The 22,537-nt window shown below is 67.1% G+C and carries 15 protein-coding genes; 6 read left to right on the top strand and 9 right to left on the bottom strand.

Going from position 1 to position 22,537, the window contains the following annotated elements; translation table 11 throughout:
- Positions 1–118: 118 nt before the first annotated feature.
- On the top strand, positions 119–3,760 hold the full coding sequence (metH, locus tag LFT49_RS19515) for a methionine synthase (RefSeq protein ID WP_237429143.1): 3,642 nt from the start codon (positions 119–121) through the stop codon (positions 3,758–3,760).
- Between the two features lie 57 nt (positions 3,761–3,817).
- Here metH and LFT49_RS19510 read toward each other — a convergent pair whose 3' ends face one another.
- Positions 3,818–4,378 carry a TetR family transcriptional regulator gene (locus LFT49_RS19510; RefSeq protein ID WP_237429142.1) on the bottom strand — a complete coding sequence of 187 codons (561 nt, stop codon included), beginning with the start codon at positions 4,376–4,378 and terminating at the stop codon, positions 3,818–3,820.
- A 94-nt stretch (positions 4,379–4,472) separates the two neighbouring features.
- On the opposite strand from LFT49_RS19510, the gene LFT49_RS19505 reads away from it, so the two are divergent.
- A complete protein-coding gene (locus tag LFT49_RS19505; RefSeq protein WP_237429141.1) occupies positions 4,473–5,900 on the top strand; it encodes a DHA2 family efflux MFS transporter permease subunit in 1,428 nt (475 codons plus the stop codon).
- Here LFT49_RS19505 and LFT49_RS19500 read toward each other — a convergent pair.
- From LFT49_RS19500 to catA, 8 genes are all read right to left on the bottom strand, one after another.
- Positions 5,863–8,727: an ATP-binding cassette domain-containing protein gene (locus tag LFT49_RS19500; protein ID WP_237429140.1), complete on the bottom strand. Its 2,865-nt coding sequence runs from the start codon at positions 8,725–8,727 to the stop codon at positions 5,863–5,865. The genes LFT49_RS19505 and LFT49_RS19500 overlap by 38 nt on opposite strands.
- Positions 8,724–9,293 (bottom strand): hypothetical protein, encoded by a 570-nt coding sequence (locus tag LFT49_RS19495; protein WP_237429139.1) that lies wholly within the window; start codon positions 9,291–9,293, stop codon positions 8,724–8,726. Before LFT49_RS19495 ends, LFT49_RS19500 begins: the two co-directional genes overlap by 4 nt.
- A gap of 150 nt (positions 9,294–9,443) precedes the next feature.
- Entirely contained in the window at positions 9,444–11,018 is a 1,575-nt protein-coding gene (locus LFT49_RS19490) for an APC family permease (RefSeq protein ID WP_237430560.1), read from the bottom strand.
- Between the two features lie 149 nt (positions 11,019–11,167).
- Positions 11,168–12,808 (bottom strand): GMC family oxidoreductase, encoded by a 1,641-nt coding sequence (locus tag LFT49_RS19485; protein WP_237429138.1) that lies wholly within the window; start codon positions 12,806–12,808, stop codon positions 11,168–11,170.
- Positions 12,809–14,347 (bottom strand): aldehyde dehydrogenase family protein, encoded by a 1,539-nt coding sequence (locus LFT49_RS19480; protein ID WP_237429137.1) that lies wholly within the window; start codon positions 14,345–14,347, stop codon positions 12,809–12,811.
- Between the two features lie 123 nt (positions 14,348–14,470).
- Positions 14,471–15,085: a TetR/AcrR family transcriptional regulator gene (locus LFT49_RS19475; RefSeq protein ID WP_237429136.1), complete on the bottom strand. Its 615-nt coding sequence runs from the start codon at positions 15,083–15,085 to the stop codon at positions 14,471–14,473.
- A 377-nt stretch (positions 15,086–15,462) separates the two neighbouring features.
- Positions 15,463–16,740 (bottom strand): benzoate/H(+) symporter BenE family transporter, encoded by a 1,278-nt coding sequence (locus tag LFT49_RS19470; protein WP_237429135.1) that lies wholly within the window; start codon positions 16,738–16,740, stop codon positions 15,463–15,465.
- 91 nt (positions 16,741–16,831) lie between these two features.
- Entirely contained in the window at positions 16,832–17,713 is an 882-nt protein-coding gene (gene catA, locus LFT49_RS19465; protein WP_236820703.1) for a catechol 1,2-dioxygenase, read from the bottom strand.
- A 329-nt stretch (positions 17,714–18,042) separates the two neighbouring features.
- Between catA and benA the strand changes: the two genes are divergently transcribed.
- From benA to LFT49_RS19445, 4 genes are all read left to right on the top strand, one after another.
- Positions 18,043–19,428 carry a benzoate 1,2-dioxygenase large subunit gene (gene benA, locus LFT49_RS19460; protein ID WP_237429134.1) on the top strand — a complete coding sequence of 462 codons (1,386 nt, stop codon included), beginning with the start codon at positions 18,043–18,045 and terminating at the stop codon, positions 19,426–19,428.
- A gap of 35 nt (positions 19,429–19,463) precedes the next feature.
- Positions 19,464–20,000 carry a benzoate 1,2-dioxygenase small subunit gene (benB, locus tag LFT49_RS19455; RefSeq protein WP_237429133.1) on the top strand — a complete coding sequence of 179 codons (537 nt, stop codon included), beginning with the start codon at positions 19,464–19,466 and terminating at the stop codon, positions 19,998–20,000.
- A 126-nt stretch (positions 20,001–20,126) separates the two neighbouring features.
- The gene (gene benC / locus LFT49_RS19450) at positions 20,127–21,698 is read left to right on the top strand and encodes a benzoate 1,2-dioxygenase electron transfer component BenC (RefSeq protein ID WP_237429132.1); all 1,572 of its coding nucleotides are present in this window, start codon (positions 20,127–20,129) and stop codon (positions 21,696–21,698) included.
- Positions 21,698–22,525 carry a 1,6-dihydroxycyclohexa-2,4-diene-1-carboxylate dehydrogenase gene (locus LFT49_RS19445; RefSeq protein WP_237429131.1) on the top strand — a complete coding sequence of 276 codons (828 nt, stop codon included), beginning with the start codon at positions 21,698–21,700 and terminating at the stop codon, positions 22,523–22,525. Before benC ends, LFT49_RS19445 begins: the two co-directional genes overlap by 1 nt.
- The last annotated feature ends 12 nt before the right edge of the window (positions 22,526–22,537 follow it).

The raw sequence follows: 22,537 nt of genomic DNA, 5'->3' as shown, positions 1-22,537 counted from the left end.
TGCCGGCCAAGACCGCGCTCGGGAGAAGATCTTTGAGTACCGGGCAACCCTGGTGTGCCCCGCCGTAGTATCCGGACACACAGCGCAACGTTCCGGCCCCCGCCCGTAACCTGTTTAAATGCCTCGTTTCGCACTGGACATCGAGTCCGTCCCCCGTCCCGCCCGGTCCCGGGAACTGCTGGACGCCGTGAACCACCGGGTGGTCATTGCCGACGGCGCCATGGGCACCATGCTGCAGGGCCGTGACCTGCAGCTGGACACGGACTTCCAGAACCTCGAGGGCTGTAACGAGATCCTCAACGACACGCGCCCGGACGTCATCGCGGACATCCACGACGCCTACTTCGCCACCGGCATCGACGCCGTCGAAACCAACACCTTCGGAGCCAACTGGTCCAACCTCTCCGACTACGGCATCGATGACCGCATCGAGGAACTGGCAAGAAAGGGCGCACAAATCGCCCGCGAACGCGCCGAAGCGGCAGAAGAAACAGACGGCCGCTTGCGCTGGGTCCTCGGCTCCATGGGCCCCGGCACCAAGCTCCCCAGCCTCGGGCACACCAGCTACGACTACCTCAAGCAGACCTTCGCCCTGCAGGCCGAGGGACTCATCGACGGCGGCGCGGACGCCTTCCTCATCGAAACCAGCCAGGACCTCCTGCAGACCAAAGCCGCGGTCAACGGCTGCAAGCAGGCCATCGTCTCCCGCGGCATCCGCCTCCCCATCTTCGTCGAGGTGACGGTCGAAACCACCGGAACCATGCTCATGGGCTCCGAAATCGGCGCCGCACTCACCGCCCTGGAGCCACTCGGCGTCGACGCCATCGGCCTGAACTGCGCCACCGGCCCGGACGAGATGAGCGAGCACCTCCGCCACCTCGCCAAGCAGTCCTCCGTCGCCATCGCCTGCATGCCCAATGCCGGCCTGCCCATCCTCGGCGCCAACGGCGCGCACTACCCGCTCACGCCTACCGAACTCGCCACCGCGCACGAGCAGTTCGTGCGTGAATTCGGCCTGGGCCTGGTGGGCGGCTGCTGCGGTACGACGCCGAAACACATGGCCGCCGTCGTCGAACGTCTCGCGCCCTTCCGCGACAAAGCGGTGGCCACCAAGAGCGAAGGCCCAGCACGGATTCCCGAAGAGCGCGAGGCCGGCGTCGCCTCCCTGTACCAGCACGTGAACTTCGACCAGGAGTCCGCCTACCTGGCCATCGGTGAGCGCACCAACGCCAACGGCTCCAAGGCGTTCCGCCAGGCCATGCTCGAAGAGCGCTGGGACGACTGCGTGGACATCGCCCGCGAGCAGATCCGCGTGGGCGCGCACCTGCTGGACGTCTGCGTTGACTACGTGGGCCGCGACGGCGTCGCGGACGTCAAGGAAATCGTCTCCCGCTTCGCGTCCGCCTCCACCCTCCCGCTGGTCATCGACTCCACCGAACCACCGGTCCTGAAGGCCGGACTGGAACTCATCGGCGGCCGCCCGGTGGTCAACTCCGTCAACTACGAGGACGGCGACGGCCCCAACAGCCGTTTCGCGCGCATCATGCCGCTGGTGAAGGAACACGGCACCGCCGTGATCGCCCTGACCATCAACGAAGAGGGCCAGGCCCGCACCACCGAGGGCAAGGTGGCCATCGCCTCGCGCCTGGTGGACGCCCTGGTGGGCGAGTGGGGAATGCGCGTTGAGGACATCATCGTCGACTGCCTCACCTTCCCGGTGGCCACCGGCCAGGAGGAAACCCGACGCGACGGCATCGAAACCATCGAGGCCATCCGCCAGATCACCGCCAAGTACCCGGGCATCAACACCACCCTGGGCGTCTCCAACGTCTCCTTCGGCCTGAACCCGGCCGCGCGCATCGTCCTGAACTCCGTGTTCCTGCACGAAGCGGTCCAGGCCGGCCTGACCAGCGGCATCATCGACGCCGCCAAGATCGTGCCGCTCGCATCGCTGCCCGAGGAGCAGCGCAAGGTGGCCCTGGACCTCGTCTGGGACCGCCGCGAATACGACGCCGACGGCAACACCACCTACGACCCCCTGGCCCGCATGCTCGACATGTTCGCCGGCGTCGACACCGCAGCACTCAAGGACCAGCGCGCCGCCGAACTGGCCGCGCTGCCCACCGGCGCTCGCCTGGAACGGCGCATCATCGACGGCGAAGGCAAGGGCCTCGAGGAAGACCTGGACCTGGCCCGCAGCGAGGGCATGACACCGCTGGGCATCATCAACGACCACCTGCTCGAAGGCATGAAGGTGGTGGGCGAACGCTTCGGCGCCGGCGAAATGCAGCTGCCGTTCGTGCTCCAGTCCGCCGAGGTTATGAAGAACGCCGTGGCACTGCTGGAACCGCACATGGAAAAGTCCGATTCCTCCGGCAAGGGCACCATGGTGATCGCCACCGTCCGCGGCGACGTGCACGACATCGGCAAGAACCTGGTGGACATCATCCTCACCAACAACGGCTACAAAGTGGTCAATATCGGCATCAAGCAGGGCATCGCCGAGATCATCGCCGCCGCCGAGGAGCACAACGCCGACGTGATCGGCATGTCCGGCCTGCTGGTGAAGTCCACCGTGGTGATGAAGGAGAACCTCGCCGAGCTGCAGTCACGCGGCCTGGCCAAGAAGTGGCCGGTGATCCTGGGCGGCGCAGCCCTCACCCGCGCCTACGTGGAGCAGGACCTGGCCGAGCAGTTCGACGGCGTGGTCCGCTACGCCAAGGACGCCTTCGAGGGCCTGTCCCTGATGGAGCCGCTGGTCCGCGTGGCCCGCGGTGAGTCACCGGACGACGTCGGCCTGCCGCCGCTGAAGAAGCGCATCCACAAGGGCGGCGCCAAGTTCACGGTCACCGAGCCGGAGGCCATGCCCGGCCGCTCCGACGTCGCCAGCGACAACCCGGTGCCCGTGCCGCCGTTCTGGGGCACCCGCATCGTCCGCGGCGTCTCGCTCCACGACTACTCCGCGTTCCTCGACGAGCGCGCCACCTTCATGGGGCAGTGGGGCCTCAAGCCCGGCCGCGGCGAGGACGGCGCCTCGTACGAGGAACTGGTGGAGCGCGAGGGCCGGCCGCGGCTGCGCTACTGGCTGGACCGCATCCTGGCCGAGGGCATGCTGGACGCCTCCGTGGCCTACGGCTACTTCCCGGTGGTCTCCGAGGGGGAGCAGGTGGTGGTGCTGCACCACGGCGAGGATCCCGACGGCGTCCTCGGCACCGCGGGACTGCTCGCCCCCGACGGTGGAACAGGTGGCCCGATCGGCACCGACCGGCTGCGCTTCGACTTCCCGCGCCAGCGCCGCGACCGGCACCTGTGCCTAGCCGACTTCGTGAAGTCCCGCGAATCGGGCCAGATCGACGTCCTGCCGGTCCAGCTGGTCACCGCCGGCTCCAAGATCGAGGAGTTCACCTCCAAGATGTTCGCTGCCAACCAGTACCGCGACTACTACGAACTCAACGGCCTGGTCATGCAGCTCACCGAAGCGCTGGCCGAGTTCTGGCATGCCCGCATCCGCAAGGAGCTGGGTTTCGGTGCCGAGGAGCCGAAGGATACGGCAGGGTATTTCAAGCTCGATTACCGCGGTGCGCGGTTCTCGCTCGGCTACCCCGCGTGCCCGGACATGGAGGACCGCCGCAAGGTGACGGAGCTGCTGAAGCCCGAGCGCATGGGCGTCATCCTGAGCGACGAGCTGATGCTGCACCCCGAGCAGTCCACCGACGCGTTCGTGTTCCACCACCCGGAGGCGAAGTACTTCAAGGTGTGAGCTGGCGGCTGCCGGCCGCGCGCCGCCAGCCCCGGTCGGGCACTCAAACGCGCCCGGCTAAAGTGCAATGAGCTTGCGGACATTCTCGACGACGGCCTGGCGCCGGCGCGCGACGGCGGGCAGCTGGGCCCGGGCCATGTCCGGGGTGAGGATGTGCCACGCCATGGCCAGGGCGCGGACCGCCGTCAGGATTTCGATGGCGGTCCGGTCACCGGGGAGCAAACCCTCCTTCTGGGCTGCCTCGATGCGGCTGAGTTTGTCCCGGTAGGAGGCTGTAAGGGTGGACAGTTGGCCCTCCTCGCCGCGTTCCAGGATGTACCAGTTGGTCAGCCGGAGCGTATTGGGGTACTTCTGGTAGACGTCGAATGACCGCCCCGCGTAGCCGGGGAGGTCTGCAGCGTCGAACTCCACCTCGTCCACGAAGGCGAGTACCCGCTGGCTGAAGACCTCGTCAAAGAGGCGGTCCTTGCTTTCGAAATAGCGGTAGATCATTGCCTTGTTCGCCTGCGCGATGTCGGCGATCCGGTCCACGCGGGCGCCGGCGATCCCGTACTTTGCGAACTCCTCCTCGGCTGCATCGAGGATCCGTTTCCTGGTTGCTTCAGCATCTCGGGCCACTCCTGCACTCTAGCAAGTAACCAGTTAGTTGACAAAGAACGGCGGCAGGCGCACCATCAAGTAACCAACCAGTTACTTATCAAGGAGTGTTGACGTGAGCAGGTTACAAACGGAAGCCCGGGTGGCCCCCTCGCCAGGAGGATGGTCGCGGTTCGTGGTGCTGGCCGTGATCATGGGCTGCCAGTTGATGATGGTGCTGGACACCTCCATCGTCACCACTGCACTTCCGCACCTGGAGCGGGAACTGGGCTTTACGGGTCCAACTCTTTCCTGGGTCCAGAACAGCTATGCACTCGCCTTCGGCGGGCTCCTCCTTCTAGGTGCCCGGGCCGGTGACCTGCTGGGGCGACGCCGGGTGTTCATGGCGGGCGTCGCCGTCTTCACCATCGCCTCGCTGTTTGCGGGGCTTGCGCCGAACTCTGCAGTGATGATCCTGGCGCGCGTGCTGCAGGGAATTGCCTCGGCGTTCGCCATTCCGGCAACCTTGGCCCTGCTGGTCCAGTCCTTCCCGGAACCCGGGGAGCGGTCGCGGGCCATCGGGATCTACAGTGCCGTCATTGGTGCCGGCGGAAGTGTCGGCATCATCGTCGGTGGGGTTTTCACCGACCTGCTCTCCTGGCGCTGGGGCCTGCTGATCAACGTGCCGATCGGTGCGGCGGTCCTGCTGCTTGTTCCCCGATTCCTGCCGGAAACGGCCAAAAGCAAGGGCAGTTTCGACGCACCGGGCGCACTGACCGTCACGCTCGGCATGACCGCCCTGGTCTTCGGCCTGGTCCATGCCGGCGAAGCAGGCTGGGCAGCTCCGGCAACGTGGCTGCCGCTGCTTCTCGCAGGCCTGCTGATCGCCGTGTTTATCCTGACTGAGCGCCGCAGCCCCCAGGCCATCACGCCCCTGCGCCTGTTCAGGGACACCACCCGCTCCGGCGCCTACCTCATCCGGATCCTGATTGTGGGCGCGATGTTCTCAACGTTCTACTTCCTCAGCCAATACCTGCAGAACGTTCTCGGGTTCAGCGCCTTCACCGCCGGCATCTCATACATCCCGCTCACCCTCCTGTTCTTCGCGATGGTCTACGCCGTCCGGCCCCTCAGCGCCCTCATCGGCAAGCCCATGCTGCTGGTGGCCTCGCTGGTCGTTGCGGCGCTGGGAATGTGGTGGCTGAGCACCATCGGCCCCGTCTCGGCGTACTTCCCGGACGTCTTCCTGCCCCTCATCGTCCTGGGCGTTGGCCAGGGAATCGCCATCATCGTGCTCACCGAGTTTGGGATGTCCGGCGTGGCTCCGGAGGACAACGGTGCAGGATCCGGCCTCGTGAACACCGCCCACCAGCTGGGCGGATCGATCGGCTTGGCTCTGCTCACGGTCGTCTTCAGCACAACCGCCGGAACGGACGCGCCCCACACCCCCACGGAGGCACAGGCTTATGCAGCCGTTTTCACGGCTGCCACGTGGTTTTACGTCCTTGCCGTCATCGGCGGAATCGTCATCTTCGCAGTGAACCGCCGGACCGCGTCAAAGTAGGAGGCGGCGCTTCCGGACCGTCCCCGCTGCGGCCGCCAACCCTTCCACCGCCGGCGGACACTGGCTTCACCCGCCGCAGCGAGGCAAGCACTGCCCGGCCCACCACGGCGATGCCGATCACCGTGGTGACGGCACGCAGGGTGTCCCAGCCCGCCGTCGAGGTCAGGAGCGAGTACAGCAGGAAGCTGCTGAGGTTGGTGGCCAGCGGCGCGCCCGGCACGTACGAAATCCCGGTGCCGGCACCCACCGCGAAGGGCCAGAACCACAGATTCAGCAGCAGCCCGAACAGGTAGGACGCCACGACGCCGTAGCCGGCCAGCATCCAAAGTTCGGCCCTGCCGCGCACCCGCTTGGGGAGCAGCCCGGCCCCGGCGCCCACCCACGCACAGGCAAAAATCTGGAACGGCGTCCACGGCCCCATCCCGCCCCACAGCGCGCTGGACACGGCAATGGTCGCCGCACCGAGCAGCAGCCCGAACCGGGCACCGAAGGCCCTGCCGGCCAGGATCAGCAGGATAAACACCGCTTCCACGCCCCCGACGCCGGTGCTCGCCACCCGGACGGCGGAACCGACGGCGGCCAGCACGCCGAGCAGTGCCACCGTGTGTGCTGAGCGGACGGACCCGTCCAGGGAAAGTACGACGGCGACCGCGGCCACGGGTGCGATGGCCAGGGCAATGTAGGGGGTTGCGGCGGCGGCGTCCTGGGGGAGTGCCGCGGCGAGCAGCGGCCAGCAGAACGCCGCGAGGGCGAGCAGGTTGGCGGCCGCGAGGATGGCGAGTTCGGCGCCTCGCGGCAGCCGGAGGCGGTGGGGCTTCTTCGCAGCCGCAGTGACGCCCTGCTCCTGAAAAGCGGCTGGTGTTGGACAGGCAAGGGCCGGCGCGGGTGCCGGGACGAACGTTTCCCTGGCGGGTTCCAGCTCTGCTGACGGGGCCACGCCATCACGCATGGGGAGGATCCGGGCACCCAGGCCGTGGGCAAAGCCAAGGTCGTGCGTGGCGATCAGGACTGCCGTACCGTCCTCCGCGGCAGCCCGCAGCGCCGCCGAAACCGCTGCGCGTGCGGCGGGATCGAGCCCGCGGGTGGGCTCGTCGATCAGCAGGACCTCCGGGTTGTCCATTGTCTGCAGGGCGATGGCCAGGATCCTGCGTTCGCCGGCGGACAGGTCCCGCGGATGCTCGTGGCCGATGGGCATTCCGTCCGCTCCGCGCAGCCGGGCAAGGCGCGCAGCTGCGAACCCGGGCTGAGGCTGTACGCCGTTCTTTCCACGGGCCAGCCGCCGTTCCGCCGCACGCAGCTCGCCCGCCACCGTGTCCCTGGTGAAAAGGTCGTCCGAGGCGTCCGGCACCAGGGCGACCCGGCCGCCGTCGACCGTTCCTGCACGGGCGGTTCCCGGCGTCCCCTCGCCCAGGGCCAGCGCCACGAGCAGGGACGACTTCCCGGCCCCGTTCGGCCCCACCAGCGCCACGATCCCCCCGCGGTGCAGGTCCAGCGAGGCGTCACGCACCAGCGGCGTGCCCTTGTGGTGCACCGAGAGGTGGGCCGCCGTCAGTACGGAGGGCTGCTCCGGAACGGGAATAGGCGCTGGACGTGCACCAGTCGGGGTTGAAGGGGACGGCGCAGTATCGGGCACCAGCGCCGCATCCTGGATGGTCCACCATGCGTCGGCAACCGGTACCAGAGCCTCCGCCCGGTGCTCGGCCACGATGACGCAGACGCCGTCTTCGCGGGCCAGTGTACGGAGGATAGTGGTGACGCGCGCGCGGGCCGTGGCGTCGAGATCGGCCAGGGGCTCGTCGACCAGGAGAAGCCTGGGGCGGTCCACGACGGCGGCCGCGATGGCAACGAGCGTAGCTTCACCGGCCGACAGGGTGCTGACGTCCCGGTCCAGCAGTGCGGTGACCCCCACCCGTTCCGCCACCTCCAGCACTCGCGCCTTCCCGGCGAGGGACGGCGCGCCGCGGAGCTCCAGCGCCAGGGCAATCTCGTCCCGGACCCGGGTGGTGGCGAACGCGGCGCGGGGATTCTGCAGAACCACGCCCACCATGCGGGCCGTATCGCGCGGGGGAGCGGAGGCGCGGTCCAGTCCGCCAACAATCACGGTGCCGGAAATCTCCCCGCCGTCGACATGGGAGAGCAGCCCGGCGATGCCGCGGAGGATGGTGGACTTGCCGGAGCCCGTAGGCCCGGTCATCACCGACAGCGTCCCCGGCCGCGGTTCGAAACTGCCAACCTGGAGCTGGGCCTCACCAATCCGGAACTGCGCGTCGCGCACCTGAAGTGGGCTGCCGCCGTCGTGATCCGTGTGGGAGGTGCCCCGGCTCCCGAAGCCGCGCAGCTCCAGGGCCGCGGCCACCCTGCCGGCGTGTTCCAGCGTGCGCTCCAGGATCGGCACCAGGGCCCGGGGCCCGAACCGTTCGCCCCGGAGCCGGAAGGCCAGGCGGACGGAGGCCACGGCGTCGGACAGGGCGGGGAGCGCCGCCCACGCCACCACCAGCATCCGCGCAATGCCCTGCAGGGGGCCGCCGCGGGCCAGGCGGACGAAACCGCGGGATACATCCACCCAGGCGTTGAGCAGCCCGAAAGCCAGGATGGTCAGGGCGATCGGCAGCGCGGACAGCACCGCCGCCCACAGCCCCGGGGCGGTGACCGGGCCCAGGAACACCACATGGGCGTACGGGGCGGGCAGCCGCAGCGGCGGGAGATTGAGCAGGACCGGACTGCCGGTACCTGCCCCGTTGAACAGGACGCGGTAGACGACCCGCGCCGCGATGAACACAGCGGCGAGAACTGCCGCTGCGCGCAACGGCGCGGGCCGGAAGGTCATGACGCGGGTGCTGCCGGTTCGTTGTCCACGGTGTAGAGCAGTTCAAGGCTCTCACCGGGGCTGAGCTTGAGGCTGTCCAGGCCTTCCTGCGCGTAAGCCCACGTGCCGGCGGCGGGCTTCACCCACAGGGCCCAATAAGAGACCGTGTTTTTGTCATCGCACGCTTCGCGGGTAGTGCCACCCTTGTGCTTGATGTCGAAGTCCGCAGCGGGCACGCCGTTGACGCGGCACGCGAAGCTCGTGGGGTACTTGGCGGTGCCTTCGATCTTCACGTCGGCTTTGCTCAGCACGTCCGATGCCACGGTGGGTCCTTCCACGGACACGCAGGTGGAGGTGTCGGCGGCGGCTTGCTTCAGGGCGCCGGAATCGACGACGACCTTCACGCCGGCGCAGGGGCCGGCGGAGGTTGCAGCGGCGCTGGCATTCGACGAAGCCGCTGCGGAAGAGGCAGGGGCCGAGGAGCTTGGCTGGGTGGAGGCCGGGGTGGAGCAGGCGGCGAGGGTAAGCAGGAGGCCGGCGGCGGCGATGGAGCTCGCGGCGGCGGTGCGGATCTTAGTCAATGTCACCTGTCAAGGGTAGGGCGTTGCCGGTCCGGAGCCGATGGCGGTTCCGTTGTGTGACGCCGGGTCTCAACATGGCCAGGCGGGCACCACCCACAAAGGCCGACGGCGGCACTCAAGCGAGTGCCGCCGTCGACCTTTATTGATGTGGTGTTGTTAGCCTTCGGTTGCCAGGACCGCGTTGGCGGGCACCGCTTCCTCCGGTGCGTCATACCTGGGGTCATTGGACGACGGGTGGGCAGCCACCGCTGCGGCATGCTCGGCCAGCACGCCGGTCTGGTGCCGGATCTTCAGGCGGTAGAGCAGGGCCCCGCCAACGACCACCGCAGCCACGAACATCACCCCGCCCCACTGCAGGTACCACTCGAACGGCGGCACCGAGTTGTAGATCTCCGGTCGCGGCCAGACCAGGTTGATGGTCATGGCGGCACCCCACAGGACGGCCAGGATGTTCACCGGCAGCCCCCACTTGCCCATGCAGAACCCGGGCTCGGAACCGTCATCCAGGATGGGCCACTTCCTGGCGAACCGCTTGCGCAGCAGGGGCACCGTGACCAGGAGGTAGGACAGGTAGATCAGCACGATGCTGATGCTGGACAGGATGGTGAAGATGGCCGGCTGCATGACGTTGACCAGCAGCGGGATGACCGCCATGATGCCGATGACGATCGCGGCGACCGTGGGGGTCCTGCGGACCGGGTCCACCTTGCTCAGCTGCCGGCTGAAGGGCAGGTTGTTGTCGCGCGCCATGGCGAACATCATGCGGATGGCGGCGGCGTGCACGGCCAGGGTGCAGACCACCACGGCCACCACGATGCAGGCCAGGAAGGCCTTGCCGAAGGGTCCACCCAGGACGGAGAGCACGATGTGCTGCAGCCCGCCGTCGGGAGATCCCACTTGGGGGTCCGCGAGGTCCGGGGCGGCCAGGATGCCGAACAGCAGGATCAGCCCGCCGAGCACGAAGGACGCCGTGACAGCCCGCAGGATGGCCTTGGGTGCGGTCTTCTTGGGGTCCTTGGTTTCCTCACCGAGGGAGCTGGCAGTGTCGAAGCCGTACATCACGTAGCCGGAGGCCATGGCGCCGATCAGGAAGACGCCGAAGAAGCCAAGGTCGTTGCCTTCACCGAAGCCGTTGGTCTGGAAAAAGACCTCGGGTCCGCGCACCACGTGCCAGCCGAGGGCGAGGACCAGCAGCACGGCGGCGATGAGCTCCACGAAGACGCCGATGCTGTTGATCCGGGTCATCAGCTTCACGCCGAACGCGTTGATCAGTGTGGAGATGGTGATCATGATGGTGGCCAGCACCACGCCGTTCATGGCGAAGTCGTAGGGGCCGGTGCCGTCACCGACGAACTGGAAGCCCTCCCAGAGCTGGGGGAGGGTGATCTGCAGGGCCAGGGCCACGGAGCCCAGGGCCATGATGGAGGACAACAGCAGCAGCCAGCCGGCCAGCCAGGAGGAGGTTCCGGAGGCGAGCCGCTTGGCCCAGTTGTAGACAGAGCCGGCCACCGGGTAACGGCCCGCCAGCTCGGCGAAACACAGGGCCACCATCAGCTGGCCGACGAACACAATGGGCCAGGACCAGGCGTACGCCGGGCCGGCCATGGAAAAGCCGAAGTAGAACAGTTGGAAAACGCCGGTGAGGATGGAGATGTAGCTGACACCCGCGGCGAAGCTGGCAAACTTGCCGATGCTTCGGTCCAAGGTCTGGGTGTAGCCGAATTCGTCCATGCCGCTTGAATCAATACTCTTGCTGGGTTCCAATATGGACTCCTAGATCAGAAAAGCACGATGGGCCGGCCGCCCTGGGGTGCGGCGGAATATTGCTTGGTGGAGGGGCCCGCATTGTTGGGATGTGCGGCCCCGTTCAGGCCTGCCGCTCAGGCCAGGGACGTGGTGAGCTCCTTCTCTTCCAGGGCGTCGGCGCCGGCGTAATCAGCCTTGATCAGGTCGGCACAGCGCTCGCCGATCATCATGACGGTGATGTTGGGGTTGACCGTGACGTGTTCCGGCATGACGGACGCGTCGGCGACCCGGAGGCCGGTGACGCCCTTGACCCGCAGCTCGGGATCCAAAGGCGACATGTCGTCGTCGGCCGGTCCCATGCGGACGGTGCCCACCGGGTGGTACACGGTGTTGTGGGTCTTGCGGATGTAGTCCCGCAGTTCGTCGTCAGTCTGCGCCTCGACGCCGGGGGAGAGTTCGCGGCCGGTCCATTCCGCCATGGCGGGCTGGGCGGCGATTTCGCGGGCCTTGCGGATGCCTGCCACCATGACGCGCATGTCGTGGCCCCCGGGGTCGGTGAAGTAGCGCGGGTCCACCATGGGCTTGTCGCGGAAGTCGCGGCTGCGTAGCCGGACCGTCCCGCGGGAGCGGGCGTGCGTGACGTTGGGGGTGAGGCTGAAGCCGTTCTCCGTGGTGGGGTAGCCGTGCCGCAGGGTGTTCATGTCGAACGGGACGGACCCGTAGTGCATCATCAGGTCGGGGCGGTCCAGGCCGTCCTCCGTGGGAGTGAAGATGCCGATCTCCCACCACTGGGTGGAGGTCTGAACCATGGGCTGTTTGGCCTCGAACTGCACCACGCCTTCCGGGTGGTCCTGCAGGTGCTCGCCTACGCCGGGGGAGTCCACCAGGACCTCGATGCCGTGCTGGGCGAGGTGCGCGGCCGGGCCGATGCCGGAGAGCATGAGCAGTTTGGGGGAGTCGATGGCGCCGGTGGACAGGACCACCTCGCGGTGCGCGGTGAGGCGGTGGGTGCGGCCGAAGGCGGAATCCACCACGTCCACACCGGTGCAGCGCTTGTCCGCGTCGAACACCAGCTGGCGGGCGCGCAGGCCGGTCAGCAGGGTGAAGTTGGGGCGGTCGATGATGGGATGGATGTAGGAGACGGAGCTGGAGGCGCGGGTGCCGTCAGCACGGCGGTTGATCTGGAAGAAGTTGGCGCCGTTGACCACGGTGGTTCCGGTGTTGAATTTGGCGCGGGGGATGCCCGACTGCTCGCACGCATCGAGAAGCGCGACGCCGGCAGGATCCGCCGGGGGCACGTTCATCAGGTGCACGGGGCCTGAGTCCCCATGGTGGGGTGCGTCCGGTCCGGCGTCCTCGTTGGTTTCCAGCCGCTGGTACAGGGGCCAGGCGGCGTCGGCGTTCCAGCCGGTGGCGCCGTACTTGGCTTCCCACTCGTCCAGGTCCTCGCGCGGGGCCCAGAAGGCGATGCAGGAGTTGTGGCTGGAGCAGCCGCCCATCACCTTGGCGCGGGCGTGGCGCATGAAGGAGTTGCCGTTCTCCTGCGGTTCGATCGGGTAGTCCCAGTCGTACCCGGATCCCAGCAGCTCCATCCAGCGGTCCAGCTGCAGGATCTCGGGGATGTTGCGGTCATCCGGTCCCGCCTCCACGAGGGCCACGGTCACGTCCGGGTCCTCGCTCAGCCGTGCGGCCACGGCGGCGCCGGCGGACCCGCCGCCGATGACGACGTAGTCGAACCCACGTTGGGTGGCGTCGTCGATGTTGTCGAAGTGCATCTAGTTCTCCTTGCCGTGGTCAGCAAACCAGCCGGTGACCTGCGGGCTGGTGTTCTGGTAGATGTGCTTGGCTTCCTGGTATTCGGCCAGGCCCGTGGGGCCCAGCTCGCGGCCGACGCCGGACTGGCCGAAGCCGCCCCACTCGGCCTGGGGGAGGTAGGGGTGGTAGTCGTTGATCCAGATGGTGCCGTGCCGCAGCCGGGATGCCACGCGCTGCGCCTTGCCGGCGTCCTGCGTCCAGACCGCGCCGGCCAGGCCATAGATGGTGTCGTTGGCAGTGGCGACGGCCTCGTCCTCGGTGCGGAATGTTTCCACGGTGACCACCGGGCCGAATGCCTCGTCGGTGACCACGGACATCCCGCGTTGCACCTGGTCCAGGACGGTCGGCTGGTAGTAGAACCCGGCGTCGTACTTCTCTCCCTGCGGCGCGGCGCCGCCGGTGCGCAGCCGTGCACCCTCCTGGATGCCGCGCTGGACGTAGGCGTGCACCTTGTCCCGGTGCGCGGCGGAAATAAGGGGGCCGGTTTCGGCGGCGTCATCGAAGGGGCCGCCCAGCTTGATGTCCTGGGCGCGGCGGACCAGCTCGTCCACGAAGCGTTCGGCGATGGATTCCTCCACCAGCAGCCGGGCCCCGGCGGAGCAGACCTGGCCGGAGTGGACGAACGCGCCGTTGAGGGCGTTGTCCACGGCGGCGTCGAAGTCGGCGTCGGCGAAGACCACGTTGGGGTTCTTGCCGCCAAGCTCCAGGGCCACCTTCTTGACGGTGCCGGCGGCGGCAGCGGCGATGCGCTTGCCGGTTTCCAGGCCGCCGGTGAAGGAGACGAGGTCGACGGCGGGGTGTTCCGAAAGCGGTGCGCCCGCCTCCGGGCCGGTGCCGGTGACGAGGTTCGCCACGCCGTCCGGCAGGCCGAGGTCCTGCAGCAGCTGCATGGCCAGGATGCTGGTGGACGGGGTGAGCTCGGAGGGCTTGAGGACGAAGGTGCAGCCTGCGGCGAGGGCCGGGGCGATCTTCCACGCGGCCTGGAGGAGGGGGTAGTTCCAGGGCGTGATGAGGCCGCAGACACCCACGGGTTCGTAGACGATCCTGCTCACGACGGCGGGGTCCCCGGCGTCCACCACGCGGCCCGCCTGCTGCCCGGCGAGCCTGCCGAAGTATTCGAAGCAGGCGGCGATGTCGTCCATGTCGATGCGGCTTTCCACCATGCGCTTGCCGGTGTCCAGCGACTCGGCACGGGCGAACTCTTCCCGGCGTTCGCGGAGCCCGGCGGCAACCTTCAGGAGGAAGGCGCCGCGCTCCGGTGCCGGGACGCCCGACCAGACGCCGGAGTCGAAGGCGGAGCGGGCGGCAGCGATGGCGCGTTCAGCGTCCGCCCGGCCGGCCTCGGAGACTATGGCCGCCAGCTCGCCGTCGGCCGGATTCCGGATTTCGCGCACAGCGCCGGAGGATGCCGGTTCCCACTTGCCGTTGATGAACAGGGTGGACGCTGTGTCGGTTTCGACGCCTGGAACAAGGTCCTGCGTTGATGTGGCGTAAGTCATACGGAGGACAGTAATGCACTTTGAACAAGTGTTCAATAGATTTCTTGAACACTTGTTCAATGCTGCTCATGCAGCTACGGTTGCCTTGCGGCCGGCGCTTTAGGCGTGGTCCGGCCCCGCGTTTTAGTCTCTTTCGCTCAGGTCAGGATCGGGGATCGGCGCGAACGCGATCTCTTCCGTCCGCGCGATGCTTCGTTGAATGGAGGCCTTGTCCACCCCGAGCAGCGCCGTCAGCCACATGCCGTTTTGGATGACGACGATGTCCGAAGCCCGCTCCCTGCACGCCAGCCAGGGCAGGTCGGGCTTGGCGCTGGACACCAGCGCGGCGAGCCCGTCGATGTACCGGTCAAAGGCGGCGGCGTTGATCTGCGCGTAATCCTCATCCGCTTGGGCCAGGGCCCAAAGATGCAGGCGCAGGGACAGGTACCGGGTGGTGAGCAGGTCGGCGGCCGCCACCCGCCGGAGCGCCTTCCGAAGCTGCTCATCGGGGGACACCGACGGGTCCGGGGCAACGAGCAAAAGATCGTGTTCATCCACCCTGCCCAGGGCTGCCCGGATCAGGGTGGTCTTGTCATCAAAGTAGTAGTTGACCAGGCCCAGCGCCACGCCGGCTTCGCGCGCCACTGCCCGCATACTAACGCCCGAAATACCGTGCCGGGACAGCAGGTCCATTGCTGCGTCAAGGATGCGCGATTGCCTGTCAGTCTGTTCGCCCGAGTTCACGGCACTGGTCCCCATCTGGCCAGACTATTGCCTAACACTGCACCTGCCTAACCATGGAGCGGCGTACTTGCCGGCCTGCCGATTGATGTTTGAAGCCTTCTTCTGCCGGGCAGGGTACTGGTACACCCGGGATTTACCAGTACAGCTTGGAGAAAGATGGAAAGCGCAAGCCTCGTTGCCCTCTTGTTTGCGGGCGCTATCCGCGACGGCGGGAGCGCACTGCCGCACGCCCCACAGGTCATCGCGAAGCCCGGGTGGAAGCGGCGGGCGTGGTTGGCGTTCCGGAGCAGGACTGCAACTTTCCTGCACCGGCTGGCCTGGGCGGTTGAACCGGACCCGCGCTGACACGGAAGAATCCCCGCCGGGTTCTGTGGCACGCGCCCGTTCCCGCCTCACGGCTGGGCGTGGTCCGCGCGCTCCAGCAGGCGGGACACCCCGTAGCCGATGACCAGGCCCCAGAAGGCTGCATGGATGTTGAAGAGGTTCATGCCGGAGATGGTCACCACGAACGTCACCAGCGAGCCCAGGGTGAAGCTGGTGGCGAAGGCCGTGACGAAGGCCTGCTGGAGGGCCCGCAGCATCGCGATGCCGCCCAACGCCAGGACAAACTCCTTGGGCGCGGCGAGCATCAGCCGGGTCAGAGTGGGAGCAAAAGCAGCGAACACCAGGGCCAGCAGGCCATACGCCACGGCGGCCGTGTATTGGCGCTCCCGCTTCCCGGACGAGGTCAACAGGGCGTTGGTGGGGCCTGTGACGCAGGCCGAAACGGCGCCGAAGCCGGCGTTCAGCACCGAAAAAGCGCCGGAGGCAATGGCGAAGGCATTCACGGGCGGCTGATGGCCGGCGGCACGGAGGACTGCGATGCCCTGGCCATTTTGAACGAACAGGACGGTGAGGGCCAGCGGAACCACCAGCTCGAGCTGGGCAGCCCACGTAAAGTCAGGGGCAGTGAAAACCGGGGTGGCCACGAGCGGTCCGCCGGGCGGAAGGTTGAACTGGCCGCTGGCCGCTACGGCGATGCAGCCCGCCACCAGTGTGCCCAGGACCGGCGGCAGAAACCTGCCAAGCATGGGAACTGCGGTAAGGACCAGGAACGCGGCCACCATCGGAGCAGCCACGGCCGGGTTGTCCTGGGTTGCGGCGACGATGTCTGTGCCGAACTTCAGGAACACCGCAGCCACCATGGCCATTACGAGCGGCATGGGCACCAGCGCCATGGCTTTGCGCACCACCCCGGTGGCGCCCAGGGCTAGGATCAGCACGCCGGAGGTGAAAAAGGCCCCGACGACTTCGGGGAAGGCCAGGTGCTGAAGGGACGGCCCCAGGAGCACCGTGCCAGGGATGGACCACGCGAAGCCCAGGGGCTGCCGGTAAATGAGCGACATCAGCAGGGTCGCCGCGCCGCCCGAGAAAAGGATGCCAAAAACCCAGGACGACAGTTGGCCCTGGGTCAGGCCGCCGGCCGTCCCGACGGCCAGGGTGACGGCGATGGGTCCGGACGCCGCGAAGATGAGCCCGATTGCCCCGTTGGAGACGTACGACAGGCCCAGGTCGCGAAGAACCCGGCGCGGACCCGCGGGCCTGACCCCCGGGCGCTCCAACAGGGGTTCCGGCGCCGGCGGGGCTGACCCGGCGGATGTGGCGGCCGGGTCGGGGCGGGTATGGCTCATCGGAACTCCTGGCTGGCGCGGAAAAACCGGAGGCGCTCCGAAGCATCAGCTCCGGAGCGCCTCCGTGCGGGGGTATCTCCCAGTTTGCGTGCTACTTCTTCTGGCCCTGCTTTGCCAGGACGTAGTCATAAACTACTTCCTCGCCCTTTCCGTCGGAACGGGGGCGGGGGTCCAGCATCAGTTCAGGCTTCACCGCCGAGGCGATGTCGTCCGCGTTGTGGGGGTCGCCGGGGAAGTACAGCTGCTGCGTGACCGGCTCGTAGCCCGGCGCGGACACCTTGATGTGGATGTGCGCCGGACGCCAGGCGTGCCAGCCCGCGGCGTTGATCAGCTGTCCGCAGGCGCCGTCCGTGGGGATCTGGTAGGGCGCCGGACGCATGGTGTTGATCTCGAACCGGCCGTCGTCCGAGGCCTTGACGGTGGCCCGGAAGAGCCACTCGGGCATGCCCGGGGCGTACTGGGAGTAGAAACCGGCGGCGTCCGCGTGCCAGATCTCCACCTGGGCGCCCTGGATGGGGTTGCCGTCGGTGTCGGTGAACTGGCCGGTGAACCGCAGCGGGGTGCCCTCTTCGTCGTCGCGCATTTCCACGGTGGCAGGCGTCTGGAGTTCCGGGGAGTTGGGGACGTAGTAGGGGCCCTCGATGGTGCCCACGGTGCCGGGTCGGTCCTGGGAGTTCACGTCCTCAACGGTGTGTTCAAGCCAGACGTCGAGGAACAGCGGCCATTCACCGTCCGTGCCCACCTTGATCAGCCATGCTTTAAGGGCGTTGTATTCCTCATAGGTGACCTGGTGCTCCACGACGATGTCGTTGGCGGCCTTGATCAGTGCGCCGGCCAGCAGGCTCACCCGTTCCTTGGATACATCCACCCGGGAGAGCTTGCCTGACGCGGCGAAGCGTTCGGTTGCCTTGGAGCCTGCTTCGACGGCGGTGCCTTCGTTTTCCGTGCGGCTGTCCGTTGGGGTCTGGGTCATGACGATGTCCACCTTCTTCATTGAATGGGACAGGAAGGGCTCCTGCTCCCCACGCGGCCTGCTGGGCGGAACGTTCCACCTGCCCTGCACGGCACCGCGTGATCTCGGTCTCAATCGTAGGGCCGCAGATAAGGACGCTACAAATATCAACTAGGCGTCTTTTGAGTCATTATCAGTACATAAAGGCACCCTTGGTGGAACCTAGGTATTTGCCTGATGTGAGGCCAATCACGAGCGGTAAGAATTGCTGGATAACGTCCGCCGCCGAAGCCTCTTCCCGAGTGGACCTCCGCCCGTCCGTCCAGCAATCTCCAATGAAGGAGCACGCCATGACCGAGAACCTGATCCATGCCCGCGAGGTCCTTGCCGACGCCTTGATCGACGACCGCGAGAACGGCGTCATCCGGGCCAAGCGCGAGATCTTCACCGACCAGGAGATCTTCGAACTCGAGATGAAGCACATATTCGAAGGCAACTGGGTGTACCTCGCCCACGAGTCGCAGATCCCCAACGTGGGCGACTACTTCACCACCTACATCGGCCGTACCCCCGTGATGATCACCCGGGACAAGGACGGGAAGCTCAACTGCCTGGTCAACGCCTGTTCGCACCGCGGCGCCATGCTGTGCCGCCGCAAGACGGACAACCGCACCACCTTCACCTGCCCGTTCCACGGCTGGACCTTCAAGAACTCCGGCGAGCTGCTCAAGGTCAAGGACTCCCGGAACGCCGGCTACCCCGAGACCTTCAACAAGGAAGGCTCGCACGACCTCACCAAGGTGGCCCGCTTTGAGTCCTACCGCGGCTTCCTGTTCGGCTCCCTGAAGGCCGACGTGCTCCCGCTCGAGGAGCACCTGGGCGATGCCACCAAGGTCATCGACTCGATCGTTGACCAGTCGCCCGAAGGCCTGGAAGTGCTGCGCGGTTCCTCCACCTACACCTACGACGGCAACTGGAAGGTCCAGGCCGAGAACGGCGCGGACGGCTACCACGTCACCGCAGTGCACTGGAACTACGCAGCCACCACGGCCCGCCGCAGCGCCGGTGACTCCGCCAACAAGACCAAGGCCATGGACGCCGGCAAGTGGGGCAAAGTCAAGGGCGGGTTCTACTCCTACGACCACGGGCACCTGCTGCTGTGGCAGGAATGGACCAACCCCCAGGACCGCCCGTTGTGGGACCGCCGCGACGAGCTTGTGGCCAAGTACGGCGAGGAGATGGCGAACTTCATGATCAACATCTCGCGCAACCTCTGCCTGTACCCGAACGTCTACATCATGGACCAGTTCTCCTCCCAGATCCGCCACTTCCGGCCAATCTCCGCGGACCAGACAGAGGTGACCATCTATTGCATCGCCCCCAAAGGTGAGTCGCAGGAGAACCGCTCCAAGCGCATCCGCCAATACGAGGACTTCTTCAACGCCACGGGAATGGCAACCCCGGACGACCTGGAGGAATTCCGCTCCTGTAACAAGACCTACTGGGCCACCAGCGCCCCGTGGAATGACATGACCCGCGGCTCCACCCACGAGATCACCGGCCCGGACGAGCAGGCGCAGGCGCTGGGCATGACAAGGGTGATCGCCTCCGGCGTGCGCACCGAAGACGAGGGGCTCTACCCCATCCAGCACGGGTACTGGAAGGAAGTCATGGACCGGGCCCTGGCCGAGGAAGAGGAGCGTTCCGCCCTGGAATCCGTTCCCGTCACCGCCTGAGAGAGCCCACAGGAACCACAGAGAGCGCAGAACCCATGACCAACCTGACCCACACCACCCCGGTCCTCAAGACCGCGGAGGAGATCGCAACCCTCGAAACCGTCCGGGCGTTCCTCTACCGGGAAGCCCGCCTCCTGGATGACCGCCAGTTCGATGAATGGCTGGAGTGCTACCACCCGGACTCCGAATTCTGGATGCCGGCCTGGGACGTGGACGACCAGCTGACGCAGGATCCCCAGAACGAGATTTCCCTGATCTACTACGACAACCGCGGCGGCATCGAGGACCGGGTGTTCCGGATCAAGACCGACAGGTCATCAGCCACTTCCCTCCCGGAGCCGCGCGCGGGCCACAACATCACCGACGTCGAAGTGTTGGCGAACGACGGCGGCAAGGTGGAGGTGCGCTTCAACTGGTTCACCCTCTACTTCCGCTACAACACGACGGACACCTACTTCGGCACCAGCTACTACACGCTGGACCTGTCCGGCCTGCAGCCGGTGATCCTGAAGAAGAAAGTGGTCCTGAAGAACGACTACATCCACCACGTGGTGGATGTCTACATGATCTGACCTGCCCGCAGCCGGCGCCGGGACATACGGGCGCTGCGCGGCAGCTTCCATCCCTGTGCCCGCCGGGCACGCCACAACTTTTTTACCCGGGACGCGACGACGCGCCCGGCCAGTCAGGAGGACCCCATGGGCCACAAAGTAGCCCTCAGCTTCGAAGACGGCGTCACCAAAGTCATCAAGGTCGGCGATTATGAGACCGTCATGGATGCCGCCTACAAGGCGCGCATCAACATTCCGTCAGACTGCCGGGACGGCGCCTGCGGTACGTGCAAGGCGTTCTGCGATTCCGGCTCGTTCGACCCGGGCGACTTCATCGACGACGCCATGACGGAGGAGGAACTCGAAAAGGGCTACCTGCTGACCTGCCAGGCTGTCCCGGAGTCCGACCTGGCCATCCAGATCCCCGCCACGTCCGAATCGGCCAAGACGGCGGCTGCCACCTTCAGCTCCACCGTCAAGGAGCTCAACCGGCACACGGACACCACGGTGTCCTTCACCCTTGAGGTGGACGACCGCGAGGCGCTGGCCTTCCTCCCCGGGCAGTACGTCAACCTCAAGGTTCCCGGCACCGATGCCGAGCGCTCCTACTCCTTCAGCAGCGGCCCCGAGGTCCAGGATGCGTCCTTCATGGTCCGTGTGACTCCACAGGGCGCGATGTCCGAGTACCTGCGCGACCGCGCCGCCGTAGGCGATGCCATCGAGTTCACCGGCCCGTACGGATCCTTCTTCCTGCGCGAACCTAAGCGGCCCCTCCTGCTCCTGGCCGGTGGCACCGGACTGGCCCCGTTGCTGTCCATCCTGGAAAAGCTTGCCGAAAACCCGCCCTCCAGCCCGGTCCACCTGATTTACGGACTCACCCGTGAGGCGGACATCGTGGGCCTGGACTGGCTCCGCGCCTACGAGGCGAAACTGCCCGGCTTCACCTGGGACTACATCGCCTCCGAGCCCGGCACCTCCGCCCCGCACACCGGCTACGTCACGCAGATCATCGAACCGAAGCACCTCAACGACGGCGACGTGGACATCTACCTCTGCGGCCCGCCGCCCATGGTCAACGCTGTCTCCAAGTGGCTGGATACCGAAGGCATCAAGCCTGCCAACTTCTACTTCGAACGTTTCGCACCGAAGGAAACCACCGGAGGCGACGCTGAAACGGGCGCGCCGGCTCCGGTTGAGAAAGTCCAGGCCGACGGCGACACCATGACCCGCGGCGAGGCCGTGTCCTCGCTGGAAACCGGGCGGTTGGATTTCCGCAAGGAGGACAGCTTCGCCCAGCTTGATGCCCGGATGGGCCTGGAGCTTGCGGTCAGCGAACTGCTGCTGGGAAGGCTCAGTGAACACCAACTTCGCCAGTTCCGCCGGCTCGCGGAAGCCACCACCGGCTCGGTGCAGGGCGGGAGCATCACAGATCCCGAGGAGTTCGCGCGCACCAACGAGGAATTCCACGAGTACCTCTTCATGGTCTGCGACAACCCGATGCTCCTGGAGTCCTACCGGCGCCTGGACGTCCACGCCCAAATGGCCGCGGCGTTCGAAGCCGGAACGCCGATCTTCGAACGCGTCACGCAGGACCACCTTGAGATCGTGAGCGCTTTCGAACGAGGCGACAAGGACCACCTGCGCGCCGTCATCACCGCCCATGCCCAGGACGCGAAGGACACCATGGCCGGGGCCATCGACGCCAAGGCCGCCCTCTGATGGCTGCGCCGTACGCCGGGCAATACATGACGCCGGGCAGGTTCGGCGGCAAGGTCGCCGTCGTCACCGGTGCCGCCCAGGGGATCGGCCAGAAGGTGGCCGAGCGCATCGGCGCCGAAGGCGGCGCAGTGGTCCTGGTGGACCGCGCGGACCTCGTCCACGACGTTGCCCGCGGCATCGACGAGGCCGCCAAGGCGTCGGGTTCGGGCGGGGCGGCCACGTCCGTCACCGCGGACCTGGAGACCTTCGCCGGCGCCACCCAGGCCATCAAGGCAGCGCTCGCAGCCCACGGCCGGGTGGACGTGCTGGTCAACAACGTGGGCGGCACCATCTGGGCCCGTCCCTACCAGGAGTACGACGAGGACAAGATCGAGAAGGAAATCCGCCGTTCGCTCTTTCCCACGCTCTGGACTTGCCGGGCAGTCCTGCCGGCCATGATGGAGCAGGGCTCGGGCACGATCGTGAACGTCTCCTCGGTAGCCACCCGGGGAATGCACCGGGTGCCGTATGCCGCGGCGAAAGGTGGCGTGAACGCCCTGACCCAGTCGCTGGCCATGGAGGTGGCCGGGCAGGGCATCCGCGTGGTGGCCACCGCCCCGGGCGGCACGGAAGCCCCGCCGCGGAAGGTCAAGCGGGGGCCGGACGCCGAATCCGCCACCGAGAAAGACTGGTACCAGACCATCGTTGACCAGACGGTGGAGTCCTCGTTCATGAAGCGCTACGGCACCCTGGACGAGCAGGCGGCGCCCATCGTGTTCCTTGCCTCGGACGAGGCGTCCTACCTGACCGGCAGCATCCTCCCCGTGGCCGGCGGCGACCTGGGCTAGTGCATCCAATCG

Source organism: Arthrobacter sp. FW306-06-A (assembly GCF_021870055.1).
GTDB lineage: Bacteria > Actinomycetota > Actinomycetes > Actinomycetales > Micrococcaceae > Arthrobacter.
This window is presented reverse-complemented; position numbering and strand designations above follow the sequence as displayed.